The following is a 23,010-nucleotide window of genomic DNA, read 5'->3' as shown; positions in this document are numbered from 1 at the left end:
AAGGGCCTCCTGCGTTTTTAGTCCTCGTCCTCTTCTTCGAGGTCGAACGCTTCCTCATCCACAAGTCCACGGATAAATGCTTCAAAGTTGGGTGCCAGGTAGGTTATTTCATAATCATCCTCCTGGTCAACATGTACAACGCTTGGTTCGCCATGCGGACCGCAGAATCGATAATCAAGCATAACGACGTCATGGCCCGCTGATGGACAATCACAGATCACAATGCCCAGATCAGGGTATCCCCAATCCTCAATCATAAAGCGACTTCCCATGTCTCCAGTAAGAGAATAGGACTTCGCGTTGCCAATGCCTAGAATGCTAGTAATGGCAATATGATCCTCTGCCCACGAAGTGGCTTCCTCTGTAGGGAAAACGGTACATGCAGGAACACCGCCGTTTTGAGTGTTCATTAATTGAATATAGGAAGCAGGCAATTTGTAGCCCAGTTCCTGCTCGGTAGAGACAATTTCGTTCTCATCAAAAGGAGGTGATACATAACTGCTCAATGCATAGTCACTCTGCTCCCAAAATGTGGAGGGGTGATAGGAGCCTGAAGCAGCTCTGAGATGGTTCTGCATCCCGCTTTGTTCCCAATCAGCCAGTTTTTCTTGATGGCGCTGACGATCACGCTGCATTTTTTCGGCTTTGGGCCGCGTCCATTTCAAAAATTCGAGTGTTGATTCGTCATAAGGCTGAAGCCGGTCAGCCTGTTCAAAGGCTTGCAATGCCAGATCATACAAGGCCATATGATAATAGGCATAACCCAGTCGGAACTGCCACAGGGGATCCCACTTGCCTTGCTCTTCAATGGATTTGAGCTGCTGAGTGGCTTCACGGTAAAGTGCTCTATTGTTATATGCTCTCGCAAGATGACCTGTCAGGTCGTAATCCCGATCAGATACGGGAATCCGTTCAATACGTTCAACAATGAGACTGAACTGATCCTGCTCATGCCAGGAGTTCAATTGATCCAACAGTTCTTGTTCCATACGATGCCTCATTTCAATAGAAAAATATGAACCTCTTCCATTATATCCTAGAAGTTTCAGCAATGGGGCAGAGGGTACAAAACGTAACAAAAACACTCCCTTGCAGGGAGTGTTTTATAAGATATGCTGTATTCCGTACCGTATGATTAAACTTACAAATCGTCAAATCCGTTGTCGTCGCCGACTTTACCATAGTTGCGGGACTTAGCTTCGAAAAAGTCTGTTTTGGTAGCATTGAGTGCTTCATCGGAGAAAGGCTTGATCCAAGGCATGCAGTTAACATCCACACCTTCGTATGCTTTATCCATGCCCATCAGACGCAGGCGTTTGTTGGCGATGTACTTAATGTAATCTTCCAGCTCGTTCAGATCGATACCACGGACATTGCTGAGTGTGTAATGTGCCCAGTTGGTTTCCAGCTCCACGGCACGGTCGATGGTTTTGTAGACATAGTCCATGTTCTCAGGTGTGTTCAGCTCTGGGAAATCAACAAGCAGCTGTTTGAACACTTCTGCGAAGAAGTAGCAGTGCTGATTCTCATCACGCTGGATATAAGAGATCATTTGGCTGGTTGCCATCATCTTCTGGTCACGGGCCAGGTTGTAGAAGAAGGCGAATGTACTGTAGAAGAAAATACCTTCGAGTACCAGATCGGCTACCATTGCCTGGAAGAATGTCTGTGGTGATGGTTCATCCCGGAAGCTTTGATAGATATCAGCGATGAACCGGTTACGGTCGAGCAGTACAGGATCATGTTTCCAATATTCGAAAATTTCTTTTTGTTCCCGATCAGATACGATGGAGGACAGAACGTAGGAGTACGATTGGTTATGAACCACTTCCTGTTGTCCGATAATCGCCGAGATCGCTTCGAGCGAAGAATCGGTAAAGTAACGTTTTACGTCACCCACAAACATCGTTTGCATGGAATCAAGTACAGCCAGCAGGGAGATGTTGATTTTGAATGTACGCTGTTCCTCCGGATCCAATTGGGCGAATTGGGATGCATCCTTGGACATTGGAATTTCATCAGCGATCCAGTGGTTGAGCAGCAGTACTTTGTAAAGCTTGTACATATGAGGCATGCGAATGTCATTCCAGTTCAGGATCCCGGAGCATTCACCTTCAATAATTCGCGTGGATTGGTTAGGCGCTTCGGTATTGAAAATTTTCTGTACTTGCATATTCCGTTCACTCCTTAAATTAAACTTTTTATGTCAGGTGAAGTAATAAGGCATCTATATCAACATCGGTTGGATGCTGTGATCGTATTTTGGGCAAAAAAGTACCAGGGCAGCGCCATTTTGCAATCAAAACAGGATGCCCTGGTGGTCATCGTGAAACTAGTAATCTATCGATCAGCTTGCGCAGGAGTCGCATTCTTCAATGGTCAATGCACGGCTGCGAACGTAATAGGTCGATTTCAGACCTGCTCTCCAAGCGTGCAGGTGTAGTTCCAGGAACTCCGTTGCCTTGATGTCAGGACGAACGTAAAGGTTGAAGCTTTGTCCCTGATCGACGTGACGTTGGCGGGCAGCAGCCATGTTGATGGAAGCATGCTGGTCCACCAGGAAGGCCGTTTTGTAGTACCAGATTGTTTTGTCCGACAGATCCGGTGCCGGGTTGGCAATCTTGTACGTTGTTTTCTCTTCGTAGGACAACAACTCGTAGAGTGGGTCGATACTTGCTGTCGAACCAGCAATGATGGATGTTGAACCATTTGGAGCGATCGCGAACAACCAGGCGTTACGCACACCATTTTGCTGAACTTCAGCTTGCAGCTCTTTCCATTGTTCAGTAGTTACGAATTCGCCTACGCGCTCACCCGTGGTGTAATCCCGCTGCTCGAAGTATTTGCCGCTTTCCCAGTCGGAACCTTTGAACTTCGGATAGTGTCCTTTTTCCTTGGACAGTTCCATGCTGGCTTTCACGAGCAGATAGTTAATTTTTTCGTACAGGTTATCGTTATAGGTTACCGCTTCATCGGACTCCCAACGAATGCCTTCAAGGGCAAGCAGGTGGTGAAGTCCGAATGTACCCAAACCTACTGCGCGATACTGGCTGTTGGTATATTGGGCTTGCAGTACTTCAATGTTGTTGATATCAATAACGTTGTCCAGCATGCGAACCTGAATCGGTACCAGACGCTCCAGTACATTATGAGGCACAGCACGTGCCAAGTGAATGGAGTTCAGGTTGCAGACAACGAAGTCGCCAGGCACTTTGGAAATCACGATGCGTGTTTGTCCATCTTTGGTTACGAGCTCTTCTTTTTCGACTACTGTAGCAGATTGGTTCTGCATAATTTCGGTACAGAGATTGGAAGAGTACACCATACCATGAGCACTGTTCGGGTTCGAACGGTTAACCGTATCGCGATAGAACATATAAGGCGTACCTGTTTCCAGCTGGGATTTCATTACGCGTTTCATAATGTCGATGGCTTGTACCGTAATTCGGGACAGCAGTGGGTGGTTCACAGCCTCTTCATATTTCTCGCGGAACGTGCCTTCACCGAAGGACTCATCATAGAAATCTTCCAGTCCGAGTGGGCGGCCGTTTTCATCTTTCCAGCCCATTACTTTTTTCGTTTCGTGCGGGCAGAACAGGCTCCACTCACCGCGGCTGGCTACGCGTTCCATGAACAGGTCAGGCAGACAAACGCCGTGGAATACGTCATGCGCACGCATCCGCTCGTCACCGTTGTTCAGCTTCAGATCGAGGAAAGCCAAAATGTCTTTGTGGAAGACGTCCAGATATACGGCAATCGCACCTTTACGTGTTCCAAGCTGGTCTACGCTAACGGCTGTATTATTCAGTTGGCGAATCCAAGGGATAACGCCGGAACTTGTATTCTTGTGACCACGGATATCCGAACCACGGGCTCTGACTTTACCGAGGTAAACGCCGATACCGCCGCCCATTTTGCTCAGTCTAGCTACATCCGTATTGGAATCGAAGATGCCTTCAAGCGAGTCATCCACGGTATCAATGAAGCAGCTGGAGAGTTGTCCGGCCACCTTTTTGCCCGCATTGGACATCGTTGGTGTTGCAGCGGTCATATACATGTTGCTCATTGCCCAATAGGCTTCCTTGACCAGATGCATCCGATTCTCTTCAGGCTCTTGATGCATCAGGTACATGGCAATAACCATGTAACGCTCTTGAGGCAGCTCCATTACTTTTCCATCAAAGTCATGTGCGAGGTAGCGTTCTGCCAGTGTGAGCAAGCCGATGTAGTCAAAGAGCAGATCGTTGCGGTAATCGATACATTCTGCCAGTTCATCAATCTGTTCTTTGGTGTAGCATTCCAGCAGTTCTTCACGGTAAATGCCTTTTTTTACCAGATCGACAAGGAGAGGATGGAATGCACCGTAAGGCTCGTCCGGGTACGATTTATATCTGCGGTTAGTCGCCGCTTTTTTGTAAAGGGAAGTGAGCAGGGAGCGTGCCGCTGCAAATTTCCAGTTCGGCTCCTCTTTGGTTACCAGTTCCAGGGCGCTCATCATAAAAGCGTTACTGATCTCATCTCCGGTAACTTCATCACGGCGAAGTTTGCTGTTAACCCCGCGTACCAAACGCTCCTTGTCCAGCATGTCCAGTCCATCCAGAATACGGTCGGCATATACCGAGATACGCATATCGTCAAAGGCAAGCTGGCGGTTGTTCGGCTTGATCACAACTTGTGGCATGAATATTCCTCGCTTTCGCATGTTTAAGAGATTAATTGGAGAAATTCTTATATAAAGAATTGAGTGTCTTCTTACGGTGAGTAAAATACAAATACATACGATGGACTGCGGCGGTGACAGTTTGCGCACGGAAAGACCCCGTAACATAGGAGCAGCTAAGAACATGATCATATAAAAAGCACTCTCCGCCTGACGGCCTGAAAATGCCCATGAATGCCCTGGCTTCCTGACAGTCGCAGGTAAATGATGTCGACCGAAAGGTGCTATTATGTAAGGTTGAGTGTCCATATCTAGTTGCGACTGTCATAGAGGCAACCGGGTGCAGTCCAAACAGCCCCGTTGACCTCGGCGTCAGTTCTGTTTCGAGAAAGCGATTTACACCTACAGGGACGTGCCTTTGGAGGTGATTCCATCCTGTTTTTCGCGAGATTGCAGAAGATGACTTTCAGAAGTGGGGAAACGCTTTGTCACTACATTTTGTTGCTGTTACCATACTCTAACCCAACATCTTGTGTTTGTAAACAGGTTCAGCACACTGAAACGTAATTCCGAGTATACCATTTACGCCATGAATCCGCAAAGGAAAAGGACTGGAAGATTTGAAGATTATTCAAAAAAAATTTTTCGTTCAAAGGGAATGACGTCTTCACGTCAGTTTGAATTGTGACGCCTTCAACTGGTAAAATAAAAATAGTTAAAATTGAACTAAATATGAGCGGCAACGGTAATACACGGAGCCAAGGGAGGCGGAGCGGGATGGCGATAGCAGAAGTAACCGTAATTCCAATCGGAACAGGGACAACCAGTCTTAGCAGTTACGTGGCAGACATGCAAAACGTTTTGGAAAACCAGCGCGGTATTACATATCAGCTGACTTCAATGAGCACCATTATCGAAGGTCCGCTGAATGAGGTATTTACAGCCATTGCGGCTCTGCATGAAGCTCCGTTTCTATCAGGAGCCCAGCGGGTCTCCACATCCGTCAAGATCGACGACCGTCGGGACAAACCGGATGCTTCCAGCATACAGAAACTGCAATCCGTTCAGGACAAGCTGGCGTCCCGTGAGGTGCGTCCCAATTAAGGGATTAATCAGGTAATTTACTAAAGTGGAACTTTTCTGTTTATTTCGGGAAACTTGACTGTTGTTCTTCTGGGGAAAAAATAACACGGGAAAAAGCCTCGCTGGAGTGACTTCCAACGAGGCTTTTTATTTATGTGGATTATTTAATCAGACCAGCTTTTTTGAGATCTCCACGATTCAATACCAGGGAACCTTGCAATTTTGTGTAACGAATCGTCTTACCAGATGGATCTGCAACAACCTTCTCTTCATTTTCTTTAAGACCAGTAGTATTAACACTGAGGATTGTTTTTGTATCTTTTGAGATATTGTAGACCTCAGCAGAATCTCTCTGAAGGTTGACTTCATACGCGTAAGAAGCAGAAAAATCAATCAGCGTTATCCAGTCTGCCTGAGCTTGGCTTTTTGCAGAAAATTCAATTGATCGGGTTGAACTGGTGTAATTTACTTCATAGCCAAGAATTTTGGCAGCTTCACGAAGTTGTAAGTATGTATTGCCTTTATAAAGCAATTGATCTGAAGTTACAGATTTGGATTGACCGTTTACGATAACTTTAAAGTTCGCTAAAGTAGCTTGAACCTTTTTGGAGGTAGCAGCTACGGCCATAGAAGAAGAACCAACCAACATACCTATGGATAAAGCAATAATAACTTTTTTCATTTTCACTTTTATCATCAACTCCTATGTAATTGTGTGATACCTGAGAATAATACCCTAATCAGGGATGATTGACACGGGTGAAAGCTATTATTTTTTTGCTTCTTACGAATCAAATGTTTACGCTTTATCACGATAGATTGAGCTTGGAAGTAAACAAAAATATATAATCGGGATGTAAAATTGGTTCGAATGATTTGTGCTAGCCAAGTGTGAGTATGACGATGGGACTATGTGTTTTCGTACTTGTGTTAACTAAAAGTGGAGGGGAAATGCAAAGAACTCAACCTATAAGTTCAATTTCTTATTTGTGCAAAAAAATGATTCAGGTATGATCAACGATGGATTAGATGGATATATAAGAAAATACGGTATTGATCGCGACTTCAGGGGACACCAAGTTTGTGGTGTAATCAGAGAATGGAGGTACTGGTTGGAATAATATGCAGTTAAAATGGCGTCTGTTCAAATGCCTAAAGAGGTTTTTTTGTTGAGCAGGTAAATGGGACAACAGCCCATTTTTGTTCAGAGCCCGGTCTGGGAAAAGACTTCTGCATATAGTGAACTGTACCTCAAATCAAAGGAGGGTTTTACATGAGTGGAGTTGTAGGTGGATACGGCGGTGCATGGACATCGACTGGTGCCATTTTGGTTCTCTTCATCCTGTTGGTTATCATCACTAAATCTTTCTGGGTTTAATAGAATTATTGAACCCCCAAATGCGAATACTCTGGTAAAGGAGGGTTCTCCATGAGCGAAGTCGGAGGCGTAGGGTACGGCGGATGGACATCGACTGGAGCCATCTTGGTTCTGTTCATTCTCCTCGTGATCATCACTAAATCTTTCTGGGTATAATATAGCGAACTCTGCCGGTTACCCGGCGGGGTTTTTTTTAGATTATGGACAAGCTGGAAGAATAGCTCGGGTAGAAACCAGGTACAGAAACCAAATACAGAGACCAAAGGAGAGTATGGTGATGGGACGATCACGCCAGATATTATCGGGGATGTGCCCATTTTATCCAAATGAGGGCCATAGCCCGGTCCAGAAGTAGGCAAAGTACATAGCTTAGGGGTGTAGGCAAATGCTAAGGAGGAATGAACAATGAGCGAAGTTAAACCGAATTCACCGAACGGACAGGGACACGTATACGGACATATGGGAGGTCATGATCACATGTATGGATATCAATACACAGGTCACGAAATGTACGGTTATGGCTGCGGAACAATGCCGGTTGGATACGGGTACGGATACGGACACCACGCGAATCAGGCTCCGATCATGCATGGTTACCAACAGGGTTGTGGAAAGTCTTATGGTCACGGGGGCGGAAGCTGGGGATCGATGGGCACCATTCTGGTTCTGTTCATCCTGCTCGTCATTATCTCCAAAACAATGTTTATCTAAAAAAGGCATTCCGGCAAGTTTGTTATCGAAAAATAATATGTATGCAAACATGGAAAAGCACCCGGAACCCAATTCCGGGTGCTTGGTTTCTGTATGTTTTCAATCTTCTCAAGAATAAGTGACTTCCAAAACAACAAAAGCCCTACCTCTCTTTTGTCCTTGCGGCTCCGATGACCGCGCCAGTGTGAATGGGAAAATCTTGTGAAACTCTGTATACCGGGTCAATGTGAATCAGGTTCTTCAATCTCCATAGGTTAGTTGTACATATTCGCTGCGGTCGCAGCATGAAGAAAATATTCCGGGGTTAAAAGAAGATAGAAAATCAGTTGAGGTTTAATACCAACTTTAAGAGTATACCACAGTCTGTAAGTTTTTGCAAGATAAAGGAAGGCTAAAGCTTTTTATGAAACATTTTGCGTAGGGAAGCCAGTGACTTCCTGCGAGCTGTGTACTATACACTGGACTCGGTCAATGACTATGATACTGTGGCGATAACGTTGGAGCCGGACGCGACGGGCGACCAGCCGCGGGGGACGATGATTCTGGCTGCCAAGATTAAAGGGTAATCAGAACTCTATACATGAGACTGTCCCTTGCGGGGGACAGTCTTTTTGTATGCAATACGAACTATAAATGGAGATATGCACATAGTGTAATATGCCGGAGATGGATGATTAAGAAATACATTAATTTTTTGACACGGGTTAACCGATAAAAAATAAAGGCATTACCCTTAATCTCCCCCTACATTGATCGGGAGAACTGGTTGCACATAGAGAGTGAGGGGTTTGGGTGGAGATATACCGTTCATTTATCTTTCGTCTGGTGCGCAATTATCTGGTCGGTTCACTCTCGGCCGTGTTTGTTATCGGTACAGTGATGATGGTAGCAACCCTGCAAATACCGAATATTCAATTTGTACTTCTGATTCTGATTGTGCTGGTTTCCCTTCTGTTTATGCTCGCTGCCGAAGGAATTGCCTTGCGGAGGCAGTTAGGGCCAATCAGGAAATTTTTCGCTCAAGAGCGTCACGAGCGGGCTGAATTGAGCCAAATGTATGAGAATATTCATCGTTTTCCGGGGCGGACCATCTACCGGATCATGGGGCCGCATTTGTTGGGATTTTCGATACCCGCTGCAGGGCTGACGCTATGGATGATATCGGCAGGTTGGTTGGAGTTCCCATCCAACTATGTTGTCGTGGCAGCTGCCTGTGCCATCTTGATCGCTATCATGCATGCGCTGATTGAATATTTCCTGACCGTTCGGGCGGTTAGGCCGCTCCTGATGGAGGCCCGCCGCAGAGGCAAACAGCAGTATGGCACCGAGCCATCACTGGGAGGGCGTGTGTTGGTATCGATTCAGCGAAAATTTCAGCTGAGTACAGCTCTAATCGGATTATTCCCACTGTTTTTATTCTTCCTGGCTACATTTATCCGGCTTCAGTATATGGATCATGAGTTTGCGAGAGAGTATATCCTGTGGGGCGTCATCGTTGTCGTGTTGGGGGCTGGCTTTGCCCTTGTAGGCAGCTGGCTGCTGATCCGTGATGTGCGTGATCCGGTAGCAGAGCTAACCAAGGAGATGAACCGGATTCAGGAGGGGGATCTTGGAAGGAGAGCTCCTGACCTCTATGCGGATGAGTTCTCTGCACTGATATCCGGTTTTAATATGATGATTAACCGGCTTGAGATGAGGCAGGAACGCAATCGGCAGCTGCTGCAGAGCTATTTTTCCACACTGGCTGCTGCACTGGACGCGAGGGATAAGTACACGGCCGGGCATTCGATGCGTGTGGCCGAGTATTCCCTGATGATTGGCAAATTGAGTGGCATGAATGAGGAACAAGCTGATTTGCTGTATAAATCTGCACTTCTGCATGACATAGGTAAGATCGGGGTACCTGATGAGGTTTTGTTCAAGGACGGTAAACTTAGTGAGGCAGAATTTGCAATCATTCAGACTCATCCGGTTCTGGGCGAGAGCATTTTGTTACAGGTTGAGCCCATGGATGCCATGGCTGATTTTTTGCCGGGAGTGAGGTCTCATCATGAACGGTATGATGGGAAAGGATATCCCGATGGCAAGGCAGGTCAGGATATTCCGCTCTTTGGACGTATCATTGCAGTGGCTGATGCCTTCGACGCCATGACATCGGATCGTCCGTACCGGAATGGCATGAGTCATGAGAAAGCGCTATCCATTTTGGAAGAAGGAAAAGGGACCCAATGGGACCCTTATTTTGCAGGCTTGTTTATAGAAGAGTGGAGAAGGAAGCAGCATCTTCACGGTTCGTCGGAGCGAGGGGTCAGTTGATCCCCTCTGTCCACTTCGAACCCTTCCGGCGCCGCCGGTGTAAGGACAGTCCGGTTATGATGGTGAAGATACACTCGCCAAGAATGATTGCACCCAGGGCATCATAAATCACATGCTGTTTAATCAGCAGAGTGGACAGTACAATCAAGGCTGCCCCAGCGGCTATCAGCAATTTTACATAACGGCGAATGCTTTGTACTGAGAGGACCGCACGCATAACGAGATAGGAATGAAGTGCATGAATGCTCGGGAAGCAATTGTATGGTCGATCCTGGCTATAGAGCCATCCCAGAACGGTTGCGCCAAGGCCTGTACCTGTAATTTCCGGGCGAACAACGGTGGTCTGAAAATTGAAATAGATCAGGTAACAGATCCAGACACAGATGTTCATGGACAACAGTACCCGGTAATAGGTAAGCCTGTCTTTGGCACAGAGATATGCGAGTACACCAAATACAAACGGATACCAGCCAAGGTAAGGCAGGGACATGGCAGGTACGAACGGGATGAGCCGATCGATTGGTGAATTGAGCACAGCGAATCCGCGCTCAGGGCTGTTAAGAACATCATATAACAGTCCCATGACAGCCAGGGAAAGCATTAAGCTTAATGACAGCCAATAGGATTTACTTTTTAACGATTGCACAACAACGTTTCTCCTTTCACCCACACCCGTCAAGGAAGTGGATCACAGCAATAAAATTAAACAACACTATATTCTACTATGTTTTGAACACAAATTGAATCCGGATTTGTGTATTTTTGTGTATTTTTTTGACGAGCGAGGAATGTCGAAGGTTGTATGGGCATGATATGATAGAAGTACATACGACTAATGATATGTCTGCGGACAAAGCCGGGACAACAGGAGTGAGTGGATGCAATTTTCTAAGATGTTCGTATTAAATATGGGAATGCTTATAACCATAGCCTATCTGGCGAGTGTGTTCTATAAATATATTGTGATACGTACTTCCACCCGATTTAAACAATGGAGCTCCGTGCTGGTCCTTATTTTTGCGGGCTGGGTTAGTACGGTGTTTGGCTTTCAGCTAACGGATGAAGTCATTTTTGATCTCCGGTTTGTGCCATTAATTATTGCCGTTCTGACCTTCAGGCAGTCTTATAGCTTGGTGATTATTGGTGTTGGGATTGGGTTGTCCCGATTAACCTTTGGCATTAATGAAGCTACGCTGGCGGGACTGGGGAATATGGCGATCCTGGGTGTGTTATGTGCGGCATTAAATATATGGATGAGACGCAGTGATTACAGACTTATTATCAAGGGCGTGCTCGTTATAGTCATCGTGAATGTTGTCAATAGTATCAATATTGCTCTGCTTGGCGTTTTTCCTCCAACGTACTTTTTTTCCCATATTATGCCCTATACACTTCCGGTAGGTATTGTACTTAGTCTCATTTTTGCGTTTATTTTAAGGGATTTTCAAAATGAACAGAATCGGATTCTGCTTATTCAAAGCACGAACCGATTATTGTCCGTACAGAAGGAAGAGCTGCAGAAGGCCCAAATTGTATTGGAGGAGCGAGCCAGGCAGCTGATGCTGGCTTCACAGTACAAGTCCGAATTTCTGGCCAACATGTCGCATGAGCTGCGTACACCGCTGAACAGTGTGATTAACTTTGCACAGATGATTAGTGAAAACAGTGACACGATGGAACAGGAGGATATTGTTCGATTCGCAACGATGATTGACCATTCCGGTCAGGAACTGCTTACCCTGATTAATGATATTCTTGACTTGTCGAAAGTTGAGGCTGGCCGGCTGGATATCGTATATGAGGAAATCAGTGTGATGCAGCTTGCCGAGGACGTAATGAGCCACTTCCAGCTGGTGGCTGAAAAAAAGGGTATACAGCTGTTTATCCATAAGAACCCTGACGCACCGGAGACGATGTGGTCCGATTCCCAACGCGTGCAGCAGATATTGCGCAATCTGATGTCCAACGCCATTAAATTTACGCATAAAGGGGCCGTGCAATTGACGGTGAGCACCGAAAAGTCGGACGAGCCCGGAAGTTTAGGGAAATGGCTGGTTTTCTCGGTTAAAGACACAGGAATCGGTATTCCGGAGGACAAACACCACTCCATTTTTGAAGCTTTTCAACAAGCCGACGGGGGGATCAGCCGCAAATTTGGGGGCACAGGACTGGGTCTCTCCATCAGCCGGGATTTGGCACGTTTGCTGGATGGATCGATCCAACTGGAGAGTGCTGAAGGCAAGGGAAGTACCTTCCGGCTGTACCTTCCGCTGAACCATGAAAAAATGAGTTGACAACCATCTTGCTGTGAGTAGAATTTGGGGTGATAACTAGCATCGGCCGGCATTCAAATCCCGGTCTAAGGAGTGTATCCCCATACAGAAGATGGTCAAAGTTCACCCTCCCTCGTTTGCTGGCAAACCAAGGCGCAAGGGTTCGACACAACGTATCAATTTATCGATCGCAACATGGGAGGGTGTGCCGGCAATTATATTGCAAACATTGCTGGGTGGACCATTCTTAACGGGATTTCTGCTGTATCTTGGGGCCGGGTCAAGACATATTGGTTTTGTACTCGCCATAACAACGTTCGTGAATATTGCCCAGATTGGAGCAGCCTTCTGGATGCAGCGTATTCGCAGCCGGAAGCGGATGCTGCTGCTGTTCGTCGGGGTACATCGGATCTTGTGGAGCGCAACGGGGCTAATCCCGTTCCTGTTTCCAAAAGAGTGGTGGGTAGGCGTTTACATTGGAATGTACACGGTTGCATTTATATCAAACACCATCGGGGGCATGATCTGGACTTCCCTGATTGGAGACCTCGTACATGCCAAGGTAAGGGGACGATATTTCGGCATTCGAAACACGATCCTGAATGCGCTTGGAAGCGTATGCCTGTTTGTGGGAGGAATTGTTTTGGACCGCTTCCCGGGTGAAATGGGTTTCCTGCTTCTTTTCATTCCGGTGTGGATCTGTGCAATAGCGAATATCGTAATCTATTTCTTTTATCCGGATGTTCCTTTTGAACGTTCGACCGAGACGGTTTTCTGGCGGATGCTGAAGAAGCCGTTTCAGGATCGATCTTTTCTGAAGGCTGCATTATTCCTCGCGGTTTGGTTACTGATTCAAACCTTGATTGTTCCACTCTATTCTTATGTGATGCTCGACTTGCTTAACATTAATTATCAGATGGTTTCTTTAATTACGGTGGTACAGACTATTGTCATGATGGCCGGATTCTATATCTGGGGTAATTTAAATGCACGATTCAGCAACAAAACCTTATTATTTTGGACACTGCCGATTATCGCACTCTCCTGCCTGTCCTGGGGCTTGATGTCGTTTATGCCCGTTTTGATAGCGCTCTTTTTGTCTCATATCTTTCTTGGCATAGGTGTCGGAGGGTTTAACCAGCTCGCCTTTAACTTTACCATCGGGGATACACCGAAAAGTGAAAGGCCTATGTTTGTTGCTGTGTACTCGGCTTTAACTGGGGTGACTTCATTCCTCGGACCGCTGATTGGCGGCTGGTTATACGAGGAAATGGAGAGATGGCCGGAAGCACTGACATGGATGGCTACCTATGGGTTTCAGGTAGGTATAGGTATCGCCATGCTGCTTCTTGCCTTCACACTTGGACGCCGTGTGCTTCTAAGATCGTGATCGGAGAAGTGAAATGGAGGGGTGAGTATGGAAATTCGCGAACGAAAAGCCATCGTGATCGGGGCCACTGGTCTGGTTGGCAGCATACTCGTTTACAGCTTGCTTCGCCAACCAGAATATGGCTTGGTTCGTATTCTCGTCAGGCAGCAGCTGGAGCTTGAGCATCCAAAGCTTGAACAACATCTTGTGGATTGGGACCGACTGGAGGATGCCAAGGATTTGTTTCAAGGAATGGATGACTTGTACTGCTGTTTGGGGACAACCATCAAAAAGGCAGGCAGTCAGGAAAATTTCCGCAAAGTCGATTATCACTATCCTGTGGAGGCGGCCCAACTTGCGATTCATCAGGGGGTAACTCAAATGCTCGTGATTTCCTCCATGGGTGCAAGTGCGGGCTCGCGAGTGTTCTATAGTCGAACCAAAGGGGAGTTGGAGGAAGCTCTCTCCTCGATTGGTTTTCGTTCTTTGCATATCTTTAGGCCTTCCCTGATTCTTGGTGACCGAAGCGAGACACGTATTGGAGAGCAGCTTGCCGCTCACCTCATGAAGTTTCTGGATCGATGGATGAGGGGCAGAGCCGCCAAGTATCGTGCCATCCATGCTTCAACCATCGCATGTGCAATGATCAACATGGCACTTGTAAGAACCAAAGGCAACCATGTTTACTCCAATGAAGTGATTCATGTCCTCGGAACGGTGGACTCTTGAACAGTTTCTTGCCAGTAGGGGATCATGGTATAATAGGCTTCAAAACTTGAGAACATGAAGGAGAACCAGCCCATGAAAAAACCAATCTCTACAGATCAGGCTCCAGGCGCTATTGGTCCATATAGCCAGGCTGTTGCTGCAGGCGATTTCATCTACACGTCCGGTCAGCTTGGCCTGAATCCCCAAACTGGAGAGTTCGGCGCAGATGTACAGGAACAGACTCGTTTGTCTTTAAGCAACGTAAAAGCGATTCTGGAAGCAGCAGGCACCAGTATGGATAAAGTCGTAAAAACGACGGTCTTCCTGAAAGATATGAACGACTTTGTTCCTGTGAATGAAGTGTACAGCACATTTTTCGAACAGCCATATCCGGCACGCAGTGCGGTTGAAGTGGCTCGTCTGCCGAAGGATGCACTCGTGGAGATCGAAGTTATTGCCCTGAAGTAGAAACAATTGTTGTTATTTCTCTGAGAAGTAAAATACATAAAAGCCGATTCCGAGTCATACGACCGGGATCGGCTTTTTGCTTATGCTAGAGAGAGTATGTTTCGAGTTAATCACGGTCCTGATTGCGGGCAAAGAAGAGCCATACGGCATAGATCGCCAGTACAATCGCAATGATAATCGCCGTATAATAGACAGAGGAAACATCCTTCTGCTTGAGTGCGATAGCGATGTATGCCCACGTAAACACAAGTGGATAGATGCTGTCCCGATAAGGGAAGCTGACCAATACCGCCAGCACAAGACCTACAATTAGCATGATCACGGTCCAGACCGGTTCGCTGATACCAAAACCATCCCAGCCGATTTTGTACAATAGAACAGCCGCATTAATAATGGTTGCCACACTGACCCAGCCGAGATAGATGCTGAACGGCAGCTTAACCAGCCAAATCTCCGCTGTTGTCGGGAGGGTGATGGCACGCGTTTTGAGATACAGCATGATCAGGCACAGCAGAAGCAGTACAATGATAAGCAGGGCGAGGCCTATCTGGAGGTTCTGAAAAGCAAATATCCATGCTACGTTAAAGGCGCAGCTGGCCAGAAACCAGTAACCGAGACGGGTGATGGAATCCCTTTTCCACGATGAAGGAAGAAACTGATAGACCACGAAACCTGCAAGCAGCAGATAGATTAATCCCCAGATGGAGAAAGCGTACCCTGAGGGTGTAAGCAGCACCGGATACATATCGGAAACTTCCTTGTTGGTTCTGCCGCCGATGGGTAGTGAATTCGACAAATAGTTGACGACAATAACCGCGATAAAACCAATCGCATTAAGCCATTTGTACGGATTGTTACGAGACATTGTACATCCTCCTTGGTTAACGAAAAATGAATGAACCACGGGTCAGTCTACAATGAATATACCCAGTTCCTCCGCATTCTAATAAGGGGCCGCAAAAAATTCACAGGATCCATTGTAGAGTCCTGCGCTTTCCGCTCCCTGCTCCCAGATTATGTTCTGTCCAATGTACGCTGAAGGAAAGAGGAATATACCCCATAAAGGAGGATGAGGATTGTTTACAAGAGAAACGATGGAGAAGCAGCAAACATGGTTTTATGTCGCAGCGCTTTTTATAGGTGTCGCAATCGGGCTGGGAAACGCTGAATGGGGGTCTGCGCTGCAATATACCGTTTCGCCTGTGCTGGCCATTCTGCTATACAGCATGTTTGCTCAGATTCCTTTTTTGCAGTTGAAACAATCCTGGTCCAACGTAAGATTTATTGGAGCTGTACTGACAGCCAATTTTATCATTGTGCCTGTGGTCGTATGGTTACTGACATGGCTATTTCCGCAATCACCAGTGGTTCTAATTGGCGTTTATCTGGTGTTGCTAACCCCGTGCATTGATTATGTTATTGTGTTTACGCAGCTTGGCCGGGGGAATGAAAAACTCATGCTGGCTGTAACGCCAATTCTGTTCGTTGTACAGATGGTACTACTGCCGGTTTATCTATGGTTACTGACCGGAAAGGAAGCAGCAGAGTTGATGAGGGTGGGGCCCTTTGCGGAGGCCTTCCTGTTTCTTATTGTTATACCGCTGCTGCTGGCAATCCTTACACAAGTCTTGTCGAGGGGAAACGCTGGAGGAGAACAGGTAATGAACGCTACGGCCTGGCTGCCTGTTCCCTTGATGGCTTTGGCTTTAGTGGTAGTGGTTGCATCACAGATCGGCAAGGTATATACAGATTTTGCGATTATTGCAAATGTTATTCCGATCTACGTTGCTTTTCTTATAGTGATGCCGTTCCTGTCACGCTTGGTTGCGCTTCTGTTCCGATTGGACATCGGTGCTGGACGTGCTCTGATCTTCAGCTCGGCCACCCGTAATTCACTCGTTGTTCTCCCGCTGGCGCTTGCACTCCCGGGAGACGGGGCTACCATAGCTGCCGCTGCTATGGTAACCCAAACCATCATCGAATTGGCGGGAGAGTTGATTTACATTCGCCTTGTGCCGTTGTTCATTATGAGAGATAAATGAGATATGAACAGGAACGAAGTTTTTTATTCGCTCGTGCCGCGTTTACTTTGGGAGGTGACTATCCGCTCAAGCTCGTTGGTCACTTCTTCAATGGATTTGCGCGTGTCAATTTCAAACGTAGATCCGGCTCGCAGCAGTGGTTCCACTGTATGCACATAGTGAATAATTTCTTCCCGTTCAGCCAGGGTCTTGCCGTAAGGATTGTTCCTGCGGGAAGCCACGCGTTCCAAAATAACTTCAAGTGGTGCACTTAACAATACAATTGCATCAAACATGGAATAAAACTTTCCTTGGTTGGATACGGTGCCCGAAATGAATAGAGCCCCTTCGTTATGCCCCATAAGAAGTGCCATGATCCGGTCTTCATTCCATAACCAACCGGTGCCATCTAAGTTTTCACTCCATTCCCCGTAATCGGTATCCACCACACGATGCCCTTTCCGGGCCAGTTCGGTCAGAACCGTTGATTTCCCTGTGCCCGACATGCCTGTAATCAGAATAACCCTTTTCATTTTGCTAGGAATTCGCCTCCGTTAACGTTTTACGGTATTCACCGGGTGTTATGCCTTCCATCTTTTTAAACACCTTACTGAAATATTTTTCATCCTGGTATCCGACCATCTCCGAGATTTTGACGATTCGCAGTGAAGGGTTCTGCAGGAGCAGTTTGGCATTGTTAATTCGCAGTTTTCCCAGATATTCCGACCAGTTCAAACCGAATTGCTGTTTAAATTTACGTGATATATATTCACGACTGAGATAAAAGCGTGCAGCGATCTGCTGCAGGGACAGATCCTCCTGGTAATGGGCATCCGTGTAACGTGCGATGTCAGTCATCGGATCAGGGCTGGTGTGAGGAGTGAATGTGAGAGCTTTTCCGGCTGCGAGTAAACGCTGTTCCAGCAATGACCGAAGGAGAGACAAGGACAACAGCCCTTCGGAGTCAAATGGCAGCTCGGCAAACGGGAAGGACTGTTCCTCCGCTGCATCTTCTTCATTCGCTGGCGGAGAGTCGGCTGCATCATCAAGCCAGCGCCCAAGCATCCATTCCATTTCCTCCATCCACTGATGAACCTGTTCTGCACTGACGACCTGAAGCTGCGTGATGGGATCGATCCATTCAGCTACAGCGGTGGCTACACTGGAGACACGCCCGCTCATCGCAGCAAGCCGCATCGGTTCTTCAAAAGTGGATAAACGCATTCCCTTGTTCCCGGACAACGTTTCCAATGAATCATGGAATCTTTGGGCGTTCTGGAGGGCATTACGCCGCCATAACCGGAGGCTTGCCTCCTGATAGGCAGCCGCGATTCCCGAGGGATACGTTTCACAGGCAGAGATACCAAAATGAAGACGGCGCTGAATGGTTTGCTGTAATCCATCGTTTACCTTTTCCAGCAGGGGCTGAAGAGCGGAACAATTTCCCCAATGCAGCAGTACCACTTCATCAGTCTGATCCAAATGGCGGAAGGCCACGCCTTCTTCAGGTGTGGATAACATCTCGGCACAGATATTTAGTACAGAGAATACAAGCAGATCCGGATGACTGCGGTATTTTGCCAGACAATCCGCGTCCAAATGGGACAGGCTGGTGACTGCAACATTGCATCTTCCAGCCTTTAACGGAAGATTCAGCTCATCCCGCAGCCGCTGAATCTGGGCATGGCTATTGCCACGTCCAACCACAAGCTCTGTAAGCAGTCTGTCATGATAATGGGGACGCATACGATTGACCACAATGGACTGGCGTGTTGCCTGTAAACGGACGGCTTCTTCTTCCTGCCAAGCGTTGACTGCCTTGGATAGGGAGGCATTCAACTCATCCGCTTCCACGGGTTTGAGCAGATAATCCATGCCGCCATAACGAATTGCATGTCTAACAAGCTCAAAATCATCGTATCCGCTGATCACCAGTACCTTGCTATGCGGAGCATGAACCGAAATCCATTCCAGCAGGGCCATGCCATCCTGACCAGGCATGCGCATATCACTGAGGACAATTTCCGGTTGATGGTAGGAGATGGCTGTGGCGGCTTCATGACCGTCTGCTGCTTCAAGAAGGGTATCAATCCCCAGGTCATCCCAATGCCCAAGCAGCCGGATGGCATCGCGGACGTGCTTCTCATCATCGACAATAAGTGCTTTCATGTTGTTCACTCTCCCGCGTAAATTTTAAGCCTGATCATGACACCGTTTGGTTCCATGTTGCTGATGTCCAGCATAGCCGTATGGTCTGGCGGCGAATTCAGCTGAAGCCTGCGCATCACATTCCGAAGACCGATAGATTCCGATTGCTCAGGATCGTGAGCGGCTGGTCCGAAAGAGCTGTGAACCAGGCTCAGCCATCCCTGAATCTCGGATAGTTTATCCTCCGGAATGGGCGGGCCGTTATTCTCCAGCTGAATTTCAACCCAGTGATCTGATGTTCTGCGGCTGCTTATACGAATGTAACCTTTCCCGGGCTGAACGTCCGCCCCATGTTTGAAGTAGTTCTCAATTAATGGCTGCAGGGTCATTCTCGGCATTTCGGTACGTAACGTATCGTCTGCAAAATCAAGCTGTACTTCAAGGCGGTCACCAAACCGCTCCTGTTGAAGTTCCAGATACAGCCGTGCATGCTCGGCTTCCTCCCGCAAGGTTACACAGGTTTGATCCCGCATGCTGTAACGCAGCATTTTGGACAGGGAAGAGAGGAGCACATACACTCGCTGTCCTTGATGCTGAAGGGCGAGTGTGCCTATGGATTGCAGCGTATTGTACAGAAAATGTGGATGGATCTGTGCCTGCAGCGCCTTGAGCTGATTGGTTTTATTCGCAATTTCCAGTCGGTATTCCCTTAAAATCAGATTGTTTACCGTATCCATCATATCCCGGAAATGACGGGCAAGTACACCGATCTCATCCCGGCTCGTTAGCCGAATATCCACATGCAGACGACCCGCCTGAATCTGGTTCATATATCTCATTAATTGCTTGAGTGGTCCGGTGATGCGGATCGAGATAAACAGGGTTGCCACGATCACGAGCAGCAGAGCAGCAATGGCAATCATGGCGTTATTCCATGTCAGTGTGGTAGCCCTGGCATAGAGCGTTTCATTCGGAATCTGTTTAACAATGGTCCAATCGGCAAAAGTACTGCCCATCTGCTGGTAAACATACATGGAATGCTCCTGCTCAAAATGTCCTGCAGCGGTTGGGCTCGTACCTGTACCGGCACGGGCTATGTTCAACTCCGTGGTTGCTTCCTGTCGTAATTGATCTGTTCCGCTGATGTCAGAATGCCCCTGGTATATGATCTGATTCTGACCATCCACGACATAGATTTGTTCCTTCTCCGGATCGTACAGTCTGCTGCAGATCGCTGCAATCGTATCCATGTTCAGGTCAATGGCGAGCACACCCAGACGCTCGGTAGAAGGAACATCCTTGATTACACGATGCAAGGTGATCACTGTTCTTGCAGGGTCATCAGCGGAAGCAGCCTTGAATCCATAAGTGTGACTCGTATGTGCTGATTCAACCCATATATCCGGGCTTTCACCGCCTGTTTTTCCATGAAGGGAGTCCGAATAAGCCTGTTTGCGTTCCTCGCGCTTCGGAAAAGGGCTCATGATCAGGGTGGACTGGTTGGCTGCGAACGAGTGCAAGTATAGCTGGAACACATCCGGTACAGCTGAGCGGATGGTCTGCAGTGTTGTATACACCTCGGCCACCGCGCGGTAATCCCCAGGGATTTTCGCCAAGTTTCGCAAAAAGTTGGGGTCACTGTATACCGCCAGCGAAGCACGTGCCACATTATCCACATAGTTGTTGAGATTGGTGGATGCCTGGTAGATGAGGCGTTTGTTCTCGGCAACGGCCTGTTCGCGGAGGGCTGTTTTGGTCTGAATGAACGTCATGCTGATGGAGGCCAGCAGTGGAAGTGTGGTTGCAATGAGCATAAAAGCGATTAACTTGGTGCGTATGCTGTAGTATTTTGACATCAGGACACCCCTTCTGGTTGCAGGTTAAGAAAGGACAATATTTTACACCCAACTGTTCACAAGGGTCGGTGTTTCTCAGGGCAAGATTGGGGTTTAATAGAAAAAGAGACCAATTCCATCCATCTATAGAAGGGGAGAACGATATGAAGCATCGCAAATCTTCACAGCTGTTACAGCAGCTTGTGTTCGTAGGTCCCTCCATCGTGTTTTTTATTCTCATCATCGTGGTCCCTTTCCTGCTGGGAATGTATTACTCCTTTACAGACTGGAACGGGGTGTCGGAGAATATTAATTGGGTAGGGTTCGACAACTTCCTGCATATTTTTGCGAATGATCCCAAGTTCCAAACGGCGTTTTGGTTCACGGTACGTTTCACGGTGGTTGGTGTGGTATTAACCAATGTCATTGGTTTTTTCCTGGCGTACTTTCTGACCAAACCGCTTAAGACGAGAAACATTCTGCGCACGATCTTTTTTATGCCTAATGTGATCGGTGGACTGTTGCTCGGCTTTATCTGGCAGTTCATATTTGTGAAAGGGTTTTCAGCAGTTGGCGATGTAACCGGGTGGTCCTTCTTCAACCTCCCTTGGCTGGGAGACGAACCGACCGCTTTCTGGGGAATCGTTATTGTATTTGTCTGGCAGACCGCAGGATATCTGATGGTAATCTACATCTCTTCCTTGACCAATGTGTCGCCGGATCTGCTGGAAGCCGCTGAGATTGATGGAGCAAGCCGCTGGCAGGTACTGCGGAGCATCATTCTACCGCTCATTATGCCGGGTGTAACGATCTGCCTCTTCCTGGCGATCTCCTGGTCATTCAAAATGTTCGATCTCAATCTGTCCCTGACCAAAGGTGGGCCGTTTGGATCGACGGAGTCCGTAGCACTCAACATTTACAACGAGGCATTTGTGAATAACCGCTACGGTATTGGTACGGCGAAAGCACTCATTTTCTTCGTGATTGTTGCGATCATTACGATGATCCAGGTACGTCTGACGAAGAGCAAGGAGGTAGAGGCATAGATGGAAACGACAAAAAACTACCGCTTCAGTACGATCATAACCGAGATCATTATGGTGCTGATTGGACTCCTGTTCCTGGTTCCGTTCTACTTCCTGTTTGTCAACTCGGTCAAAACGTTTGGTGATCTGCTTACGAACTCGGCCGCCTGGCCGGAAGTGTTTCAGTGGGGCAACTATGCAAACGCCTGGGAGAAAATTAAATTCCCTTCGGCACTGATGAACTCGCTTATCGTCACAGTGGTCAGCAATCTGCTGCTCGTGTTGATCAGCTCGATGGCTGCCTACCGGATGGTTCGCAGTGATACCCGCTTCAACCGGATTCTGTTCGGCATGTTCATTGCCGCGATGGTGATTCCGTTCCAGTCTATCATGATTCCGCTCGTTACGGTAACCAGTAATCTTGGCCTGATCGACAGTCTGGGCGGACTCATCATCTGTTATCTCGGATTTGGTGCGCCCATGTCGGTGTTCCTGTTCCACGGGTTCGTTAAATCGGTCCCGGTTGAGATCGAGGAAGCGGCACGAGTGGATGGCAGTTCCGTTTACGGAGTGTTCTTCCGGATTGTATTCCCGCTTATGAAGCCGATGTATGTTACGGTCATTATTCTGAACACGCTCTGGATCTGGAATGACTACCTGCTGCCATCCCTGATTTTGCAAAGCTCGAATTTGCGTACGATCCCGATTGCGACCTTTGCGCTATTCGGTCAATATACGAAGCAATGGGATCTGGCACTCCCAGCCCTCGTGCTGGGCATCATGCCAATCATTATCTTTTTCCTGCTGATGCAGAAGTACATTATTCAGGGGATTACGGCTGGCTCCGTTAAAGGGTAGGTGCGAGGGGGGGGTCGCTCCGGGCACATGTGCACTTCCGATCGCTGTTGCTCCCCGGTGGCCTGAATAATTGGAGCAAAGGAAGCCACCGGGTATCAAAGGCGAGCGCTCCGCTTCTGCAGTGCATCATGATCCCTCCGCTCTCGCCTCGCACAGA

Annotated in this window: 22 protein-coding genes; 13 read left to right on the top strand and 9 right to left on the bottom strand. The window is 47.6% G+C overall.

Annotated elements, in window-relative coordinates; genetic code table 11:
• Positions 1-17 precede the first annotated feature (17 nt).
• The 3 genes from AB3N00_RS25420 to AB3N00_RS25410 form a co-directional block, all read right to left on the bottom strand.
• Entirely contained in the window at positions 18-989 is a 972-nt protein-coding gene (locus tag AB3N00_RS25420; RefSeq protein WP_413037057.1) for an SMI1/KNR4 family protein, read from the bottom strand.
• A 152-nt stretch (positions 990-1,141) separates the two neighbouring features.
• Complete coding sequence (locus tag AB3N00_RS25415) at positions 1,142-2,173, bottom strand: ribonucleotide-diphosphate reductase subunit beta (protein ID WP_095291792.1); 1,032 nt, start codon at positions 2,171-2,173, stop codon at positions 1,142-1,144.
• Positions 2,174-2,347: 174 nt separating this feature from the next.
• Positions 2,348-4,681, bottom strand: coding sequence for a ribonucleoside-diphosphate reductase subunit alpha (locus AB3N00_RS25410; protein WP_175395772.1), 2,334 nt, complete (start codon positions 4,679-4,681; stop codon positions 2,348-2,350).
• Between the two features lie 756 nt (positions 4,682-5,437).
• Between AB3N00_RS25410 and AB3N00_RS25405 the strand changes: the two genes are divergently transcribed.
• Complete coding sequence (locus tag AB3N00_RS25405) at positions 5,438-5,764, top strand: MTH1187 family thiamine-binding protein (RefSeq protein ID WP_413037056.1); 327 nt, start codon at positions 5,438-5,440, stop codon at positions 5,762-5,764.
• Between the two features lie 139 nt (positions 5,765-5,903).
• Here AB3N00_RS25405 and AB3N00_RS25400 read toward each other — a convergent pair whose 3' ends face one another.
• Positions 5,904-6,425, bottom strand: a complete 522-nt coding sequence (locus AB3N00_RS25400; protein WP_413037215.1) for a stalk domain-containing protein — start codon at positions 6,423-6,425, stop codon at positions 5,904-5,906.
• A gap of 591 nt (positions 6,426-7,016) precedes the next feature.
• On the opposite strand from AB3N00_RS25400, the gene AB3N00_RS25395 reads away from it, so the two are divergent.
• The 5 genes from AB3N00_RS25395 (at position 7,017) to AB3N00_RS25375 (ending at position 10,148) form a co-directional block, all read left to right on the top strand.
• Positions 7,017-7,121 carry a sporulation protein YjcZ gene (locus AB3N00_RS25395; protein WP_192262833.1) on the top strand — a complete coding sequence of 35 codons (105 nt, stop codon included), beginning with the start codon at positions 7,017-7,019 and terminating at the stop codon, positions 7,119-7,121.
• 51 nt (positions 7,122-7,172) lie between these two features.
• The gene (locus tag AB3N00_RS25390) at positions 7,173-7,277 is read left to right on the top strand and encodes a YjcZ family sporulation protein (RefSeq protein ID WP_212677023.1); all 105 of its coding nucleotides are present in this window, start codon (positions 7,173-7,175) and stop codon (positions 7,275-7,277) included.
• 249 nt (positions 7,278-7,526) lie between these two features.
• Entirely contained in the window at positions 7,527-7,832 is a 306-nt protein-coding gene (locus AB3N00_RS25385; protein ID WP_413037055.1) for a hypothetical protein, read from the top strand.
• A gap of 413 nt (positions 7,833-8,245) precedes the next feature.
• Positions 8,246-8,398 (top strand): hypothetical protein, encoded by a 153-nt coding sequence (locus AB3N00_RS25380; protein WP_413037054.1) that lies wholly within the window; start codon positions 8,246-8,248, stop codon positions 8,396-8,398.
• A 226-nt stretch (positions 8,399-8,624) separates the two neighbouring features.
• Entirely contained in the window at positions 8,625-10,148 is a 1,524-nt protein-coding gene (locus AB3N00_RS25375) for an HD domain-containing phosphohydrolase (RefSeq protein ID WP_413037053.1), read from the top strand.
• Here the strand turns inward: AB3N00_RS25375 and AB3N00_RS25370 are convergent.
• The gene (locus AB3N00_RS25370; protein ID WP_413037052.1) at positions 10,141-10,794 is read right to left on the bottom strand and encodes a phosphatase PAP2 family protein; all 654 of its coding nucleotides are present in this window, start codon (positions 10,792-10,794) and stop codon (positions 10,141-10,143) included. The two genes, AB3N00_RS25375 and AB3N00_RS25370, sit on opposite strands and share 8 nt — an antisense overlap.
• Before the next feature lie 232 nt (positions 10,795-11,026).
• Here AB3N00_RS25370 and AB3N00_RS25365 point away from each other — a divergent pair, with 232 nt between their 5' ends.
• From AB3N00_RS25365 to AB3N00_RS25350, 4 genes are all read left to right on the top strand, one after another.
• Positions 11,027-12,442, top strand: a complete 1,416-nt coding sequence (locus AB3N00_RS25365) for a sensor histidine kinase (protein ID WP_413037051.1) — start codon at positions 11,027-11,029, stop codon at positions 12,440-12,442.
• 208 nt (positions 12,443-12,650) lie between these two features.
• Positions 12,651-13,811, top strand: a complete 1,161-nt coding sequence (locus AB3N00_RS25360; RefSeq protein ID WP_413037214.1) for an MFS transporter — start codon at positions 12,651-12,653, stop codon at positions 13,809-13,811.
• A 27-nt stretch (positions 13,812-13,838) separates the two neighbouring features.
• Complete coding sequence (locus AB3N00_RS25355; RefSeq protein ID WP_413037050.1) at positions 13,839-14,519, top strand: oxidoreductase; 681 nt, start codon at positions 13,839-13,841, stop codon at positions 14,517-14,519.
• Positions 14,520-14,591: 72 nt separating this feature from the next.
• Positions 14,592-14,966 (top strand): RidA family protein, encoded by a 375-nt coding sequence (locus AB3N00_RS25350; RefSeq protein ID WP_175395764.1) that lies wholly within the window; start codon positions 14,592-14,594, stop codon positions 14,964-14,966.
• A 106-nt stretch (positions 14,967-15,072) separates the two neighbouring features.
• On the opposite strand, the gene AB3N00_RS25345 is transcribed toward AB3N00_RS25350, so the two are convergent.
• Positions 15,073-15,831, bottom strand: coding sequence for a TspO/MBR family protein (locus AB3N00_RS25345; protein ID WP_413037049.1), 759 nt, complete (start codon positions 15,829-15,831; stop codon positions 15,073-15,075).
• A 229-nt stretch (positions 15,832-16,060) separates the two neighbouring features.
• Here AB3N00_RS25345 and AB3N00_RS25340 point away from each other — a divergent pair, with 229 nt between their 5' ends.
• A complete protein-coding gene (locus AB3N00_RS25340; RefSeq protein ID WP_413037213.1) occupies positions 16,061-17,008 on the top strand; it encodes an arsenic resistance protein in 948 nt (315 codons plus the stop codon).
• 23 nt (positions 17,009-17,031) lie between these two features.
• On the opposite strand, the gene AB3N00_RS25335 is transcribed toward AB3N00_RS25340, so the two are convergent.
• From AB3N00_RS25335 to AB3N00_RS25325, 3 genes are read right to left on the bottom strand one after another with little or no spacing between them, the layout of a single operon-like run.
• Positions 17,032-17,520 (bottom strand): AAA family ATPase, encoded by a 489-nt coding sequence (locus tag AB3N00_RS25335; RefSeq protein WP_413037048.1) that lies wholly within the window; start codon positions 17,518-17,520, stop codon positions 17,032-17,034.
• Between the two features lie 4 nt (positions 17,521-17,524).
• Positions 17,525-19,156 (bottom strand): response regulator transcription factor, encoded by a 1,632-nt coding sequence (locus AB3N00_RS25330; RefSeq protein ID WP_413037047.1) that lies wholly within the window; start codon positions 19,154-19,156, stop codon positions 17,525-17,527.
• Between the two features lie 5 nt (positions 19,157-19,161).
• On the bottom strand, positions 19,162-20,991 hold the full coding sequence (locus AB3N00_RS25325; RefSeq protein ID WP_413037046.1) for a histidine kinase: 1,830 nt from the start codon (positions 20,989-20,991) through the stop codon (positions 19,162-19,164).
• Between the two features lie 143 nt (positions 20,992-21,134).
• Between AB3N00_RS25325 and AB3N00_RS25320 the strand changes: the two genes are divergently transcribed.
• Positions 21,135-22,016 carry a carbohydrate ABC transporter permease gene (locus AB3N00_RS25320; protein WP_175395760.1) on the top strand — a complete coding sequence of 294 codons (882 nt, stop codon included), beginning with the start codon at positions 21,135-21,137 and terminating at the stop codon, positions 22,014-22,016.
• A complete protein-coding gene (locus AB3N00_RS25315) occupies positions 22,017-22,853 on the top strand; it encodes a carbohydrate ABC transporter permease (RefSeq protein WP_095291844.1) in 837 nt (278 codons plus the stop codon). It begins immediately after the preceding gene.
• Positions 22,854-23,010: the final 157 nt, after the last annotated feature.

Origin of the sequence: Paenibacillus xylanilyticus, assembly GCF_047246825.1 — a bacterium.
GTDB classification, from domain to species: Bacteria; Bacillota; Bacilli; order Paenibacillales; family Paenibacillaceae; genus Paenibacillus; species Paenibacillus xylanilyticus_B.
The sequence above is the reverse complement of the archived record's forward strand: the minus strand, read 5'-3'. Positions and strand labels throughout refer to the sequence as shown.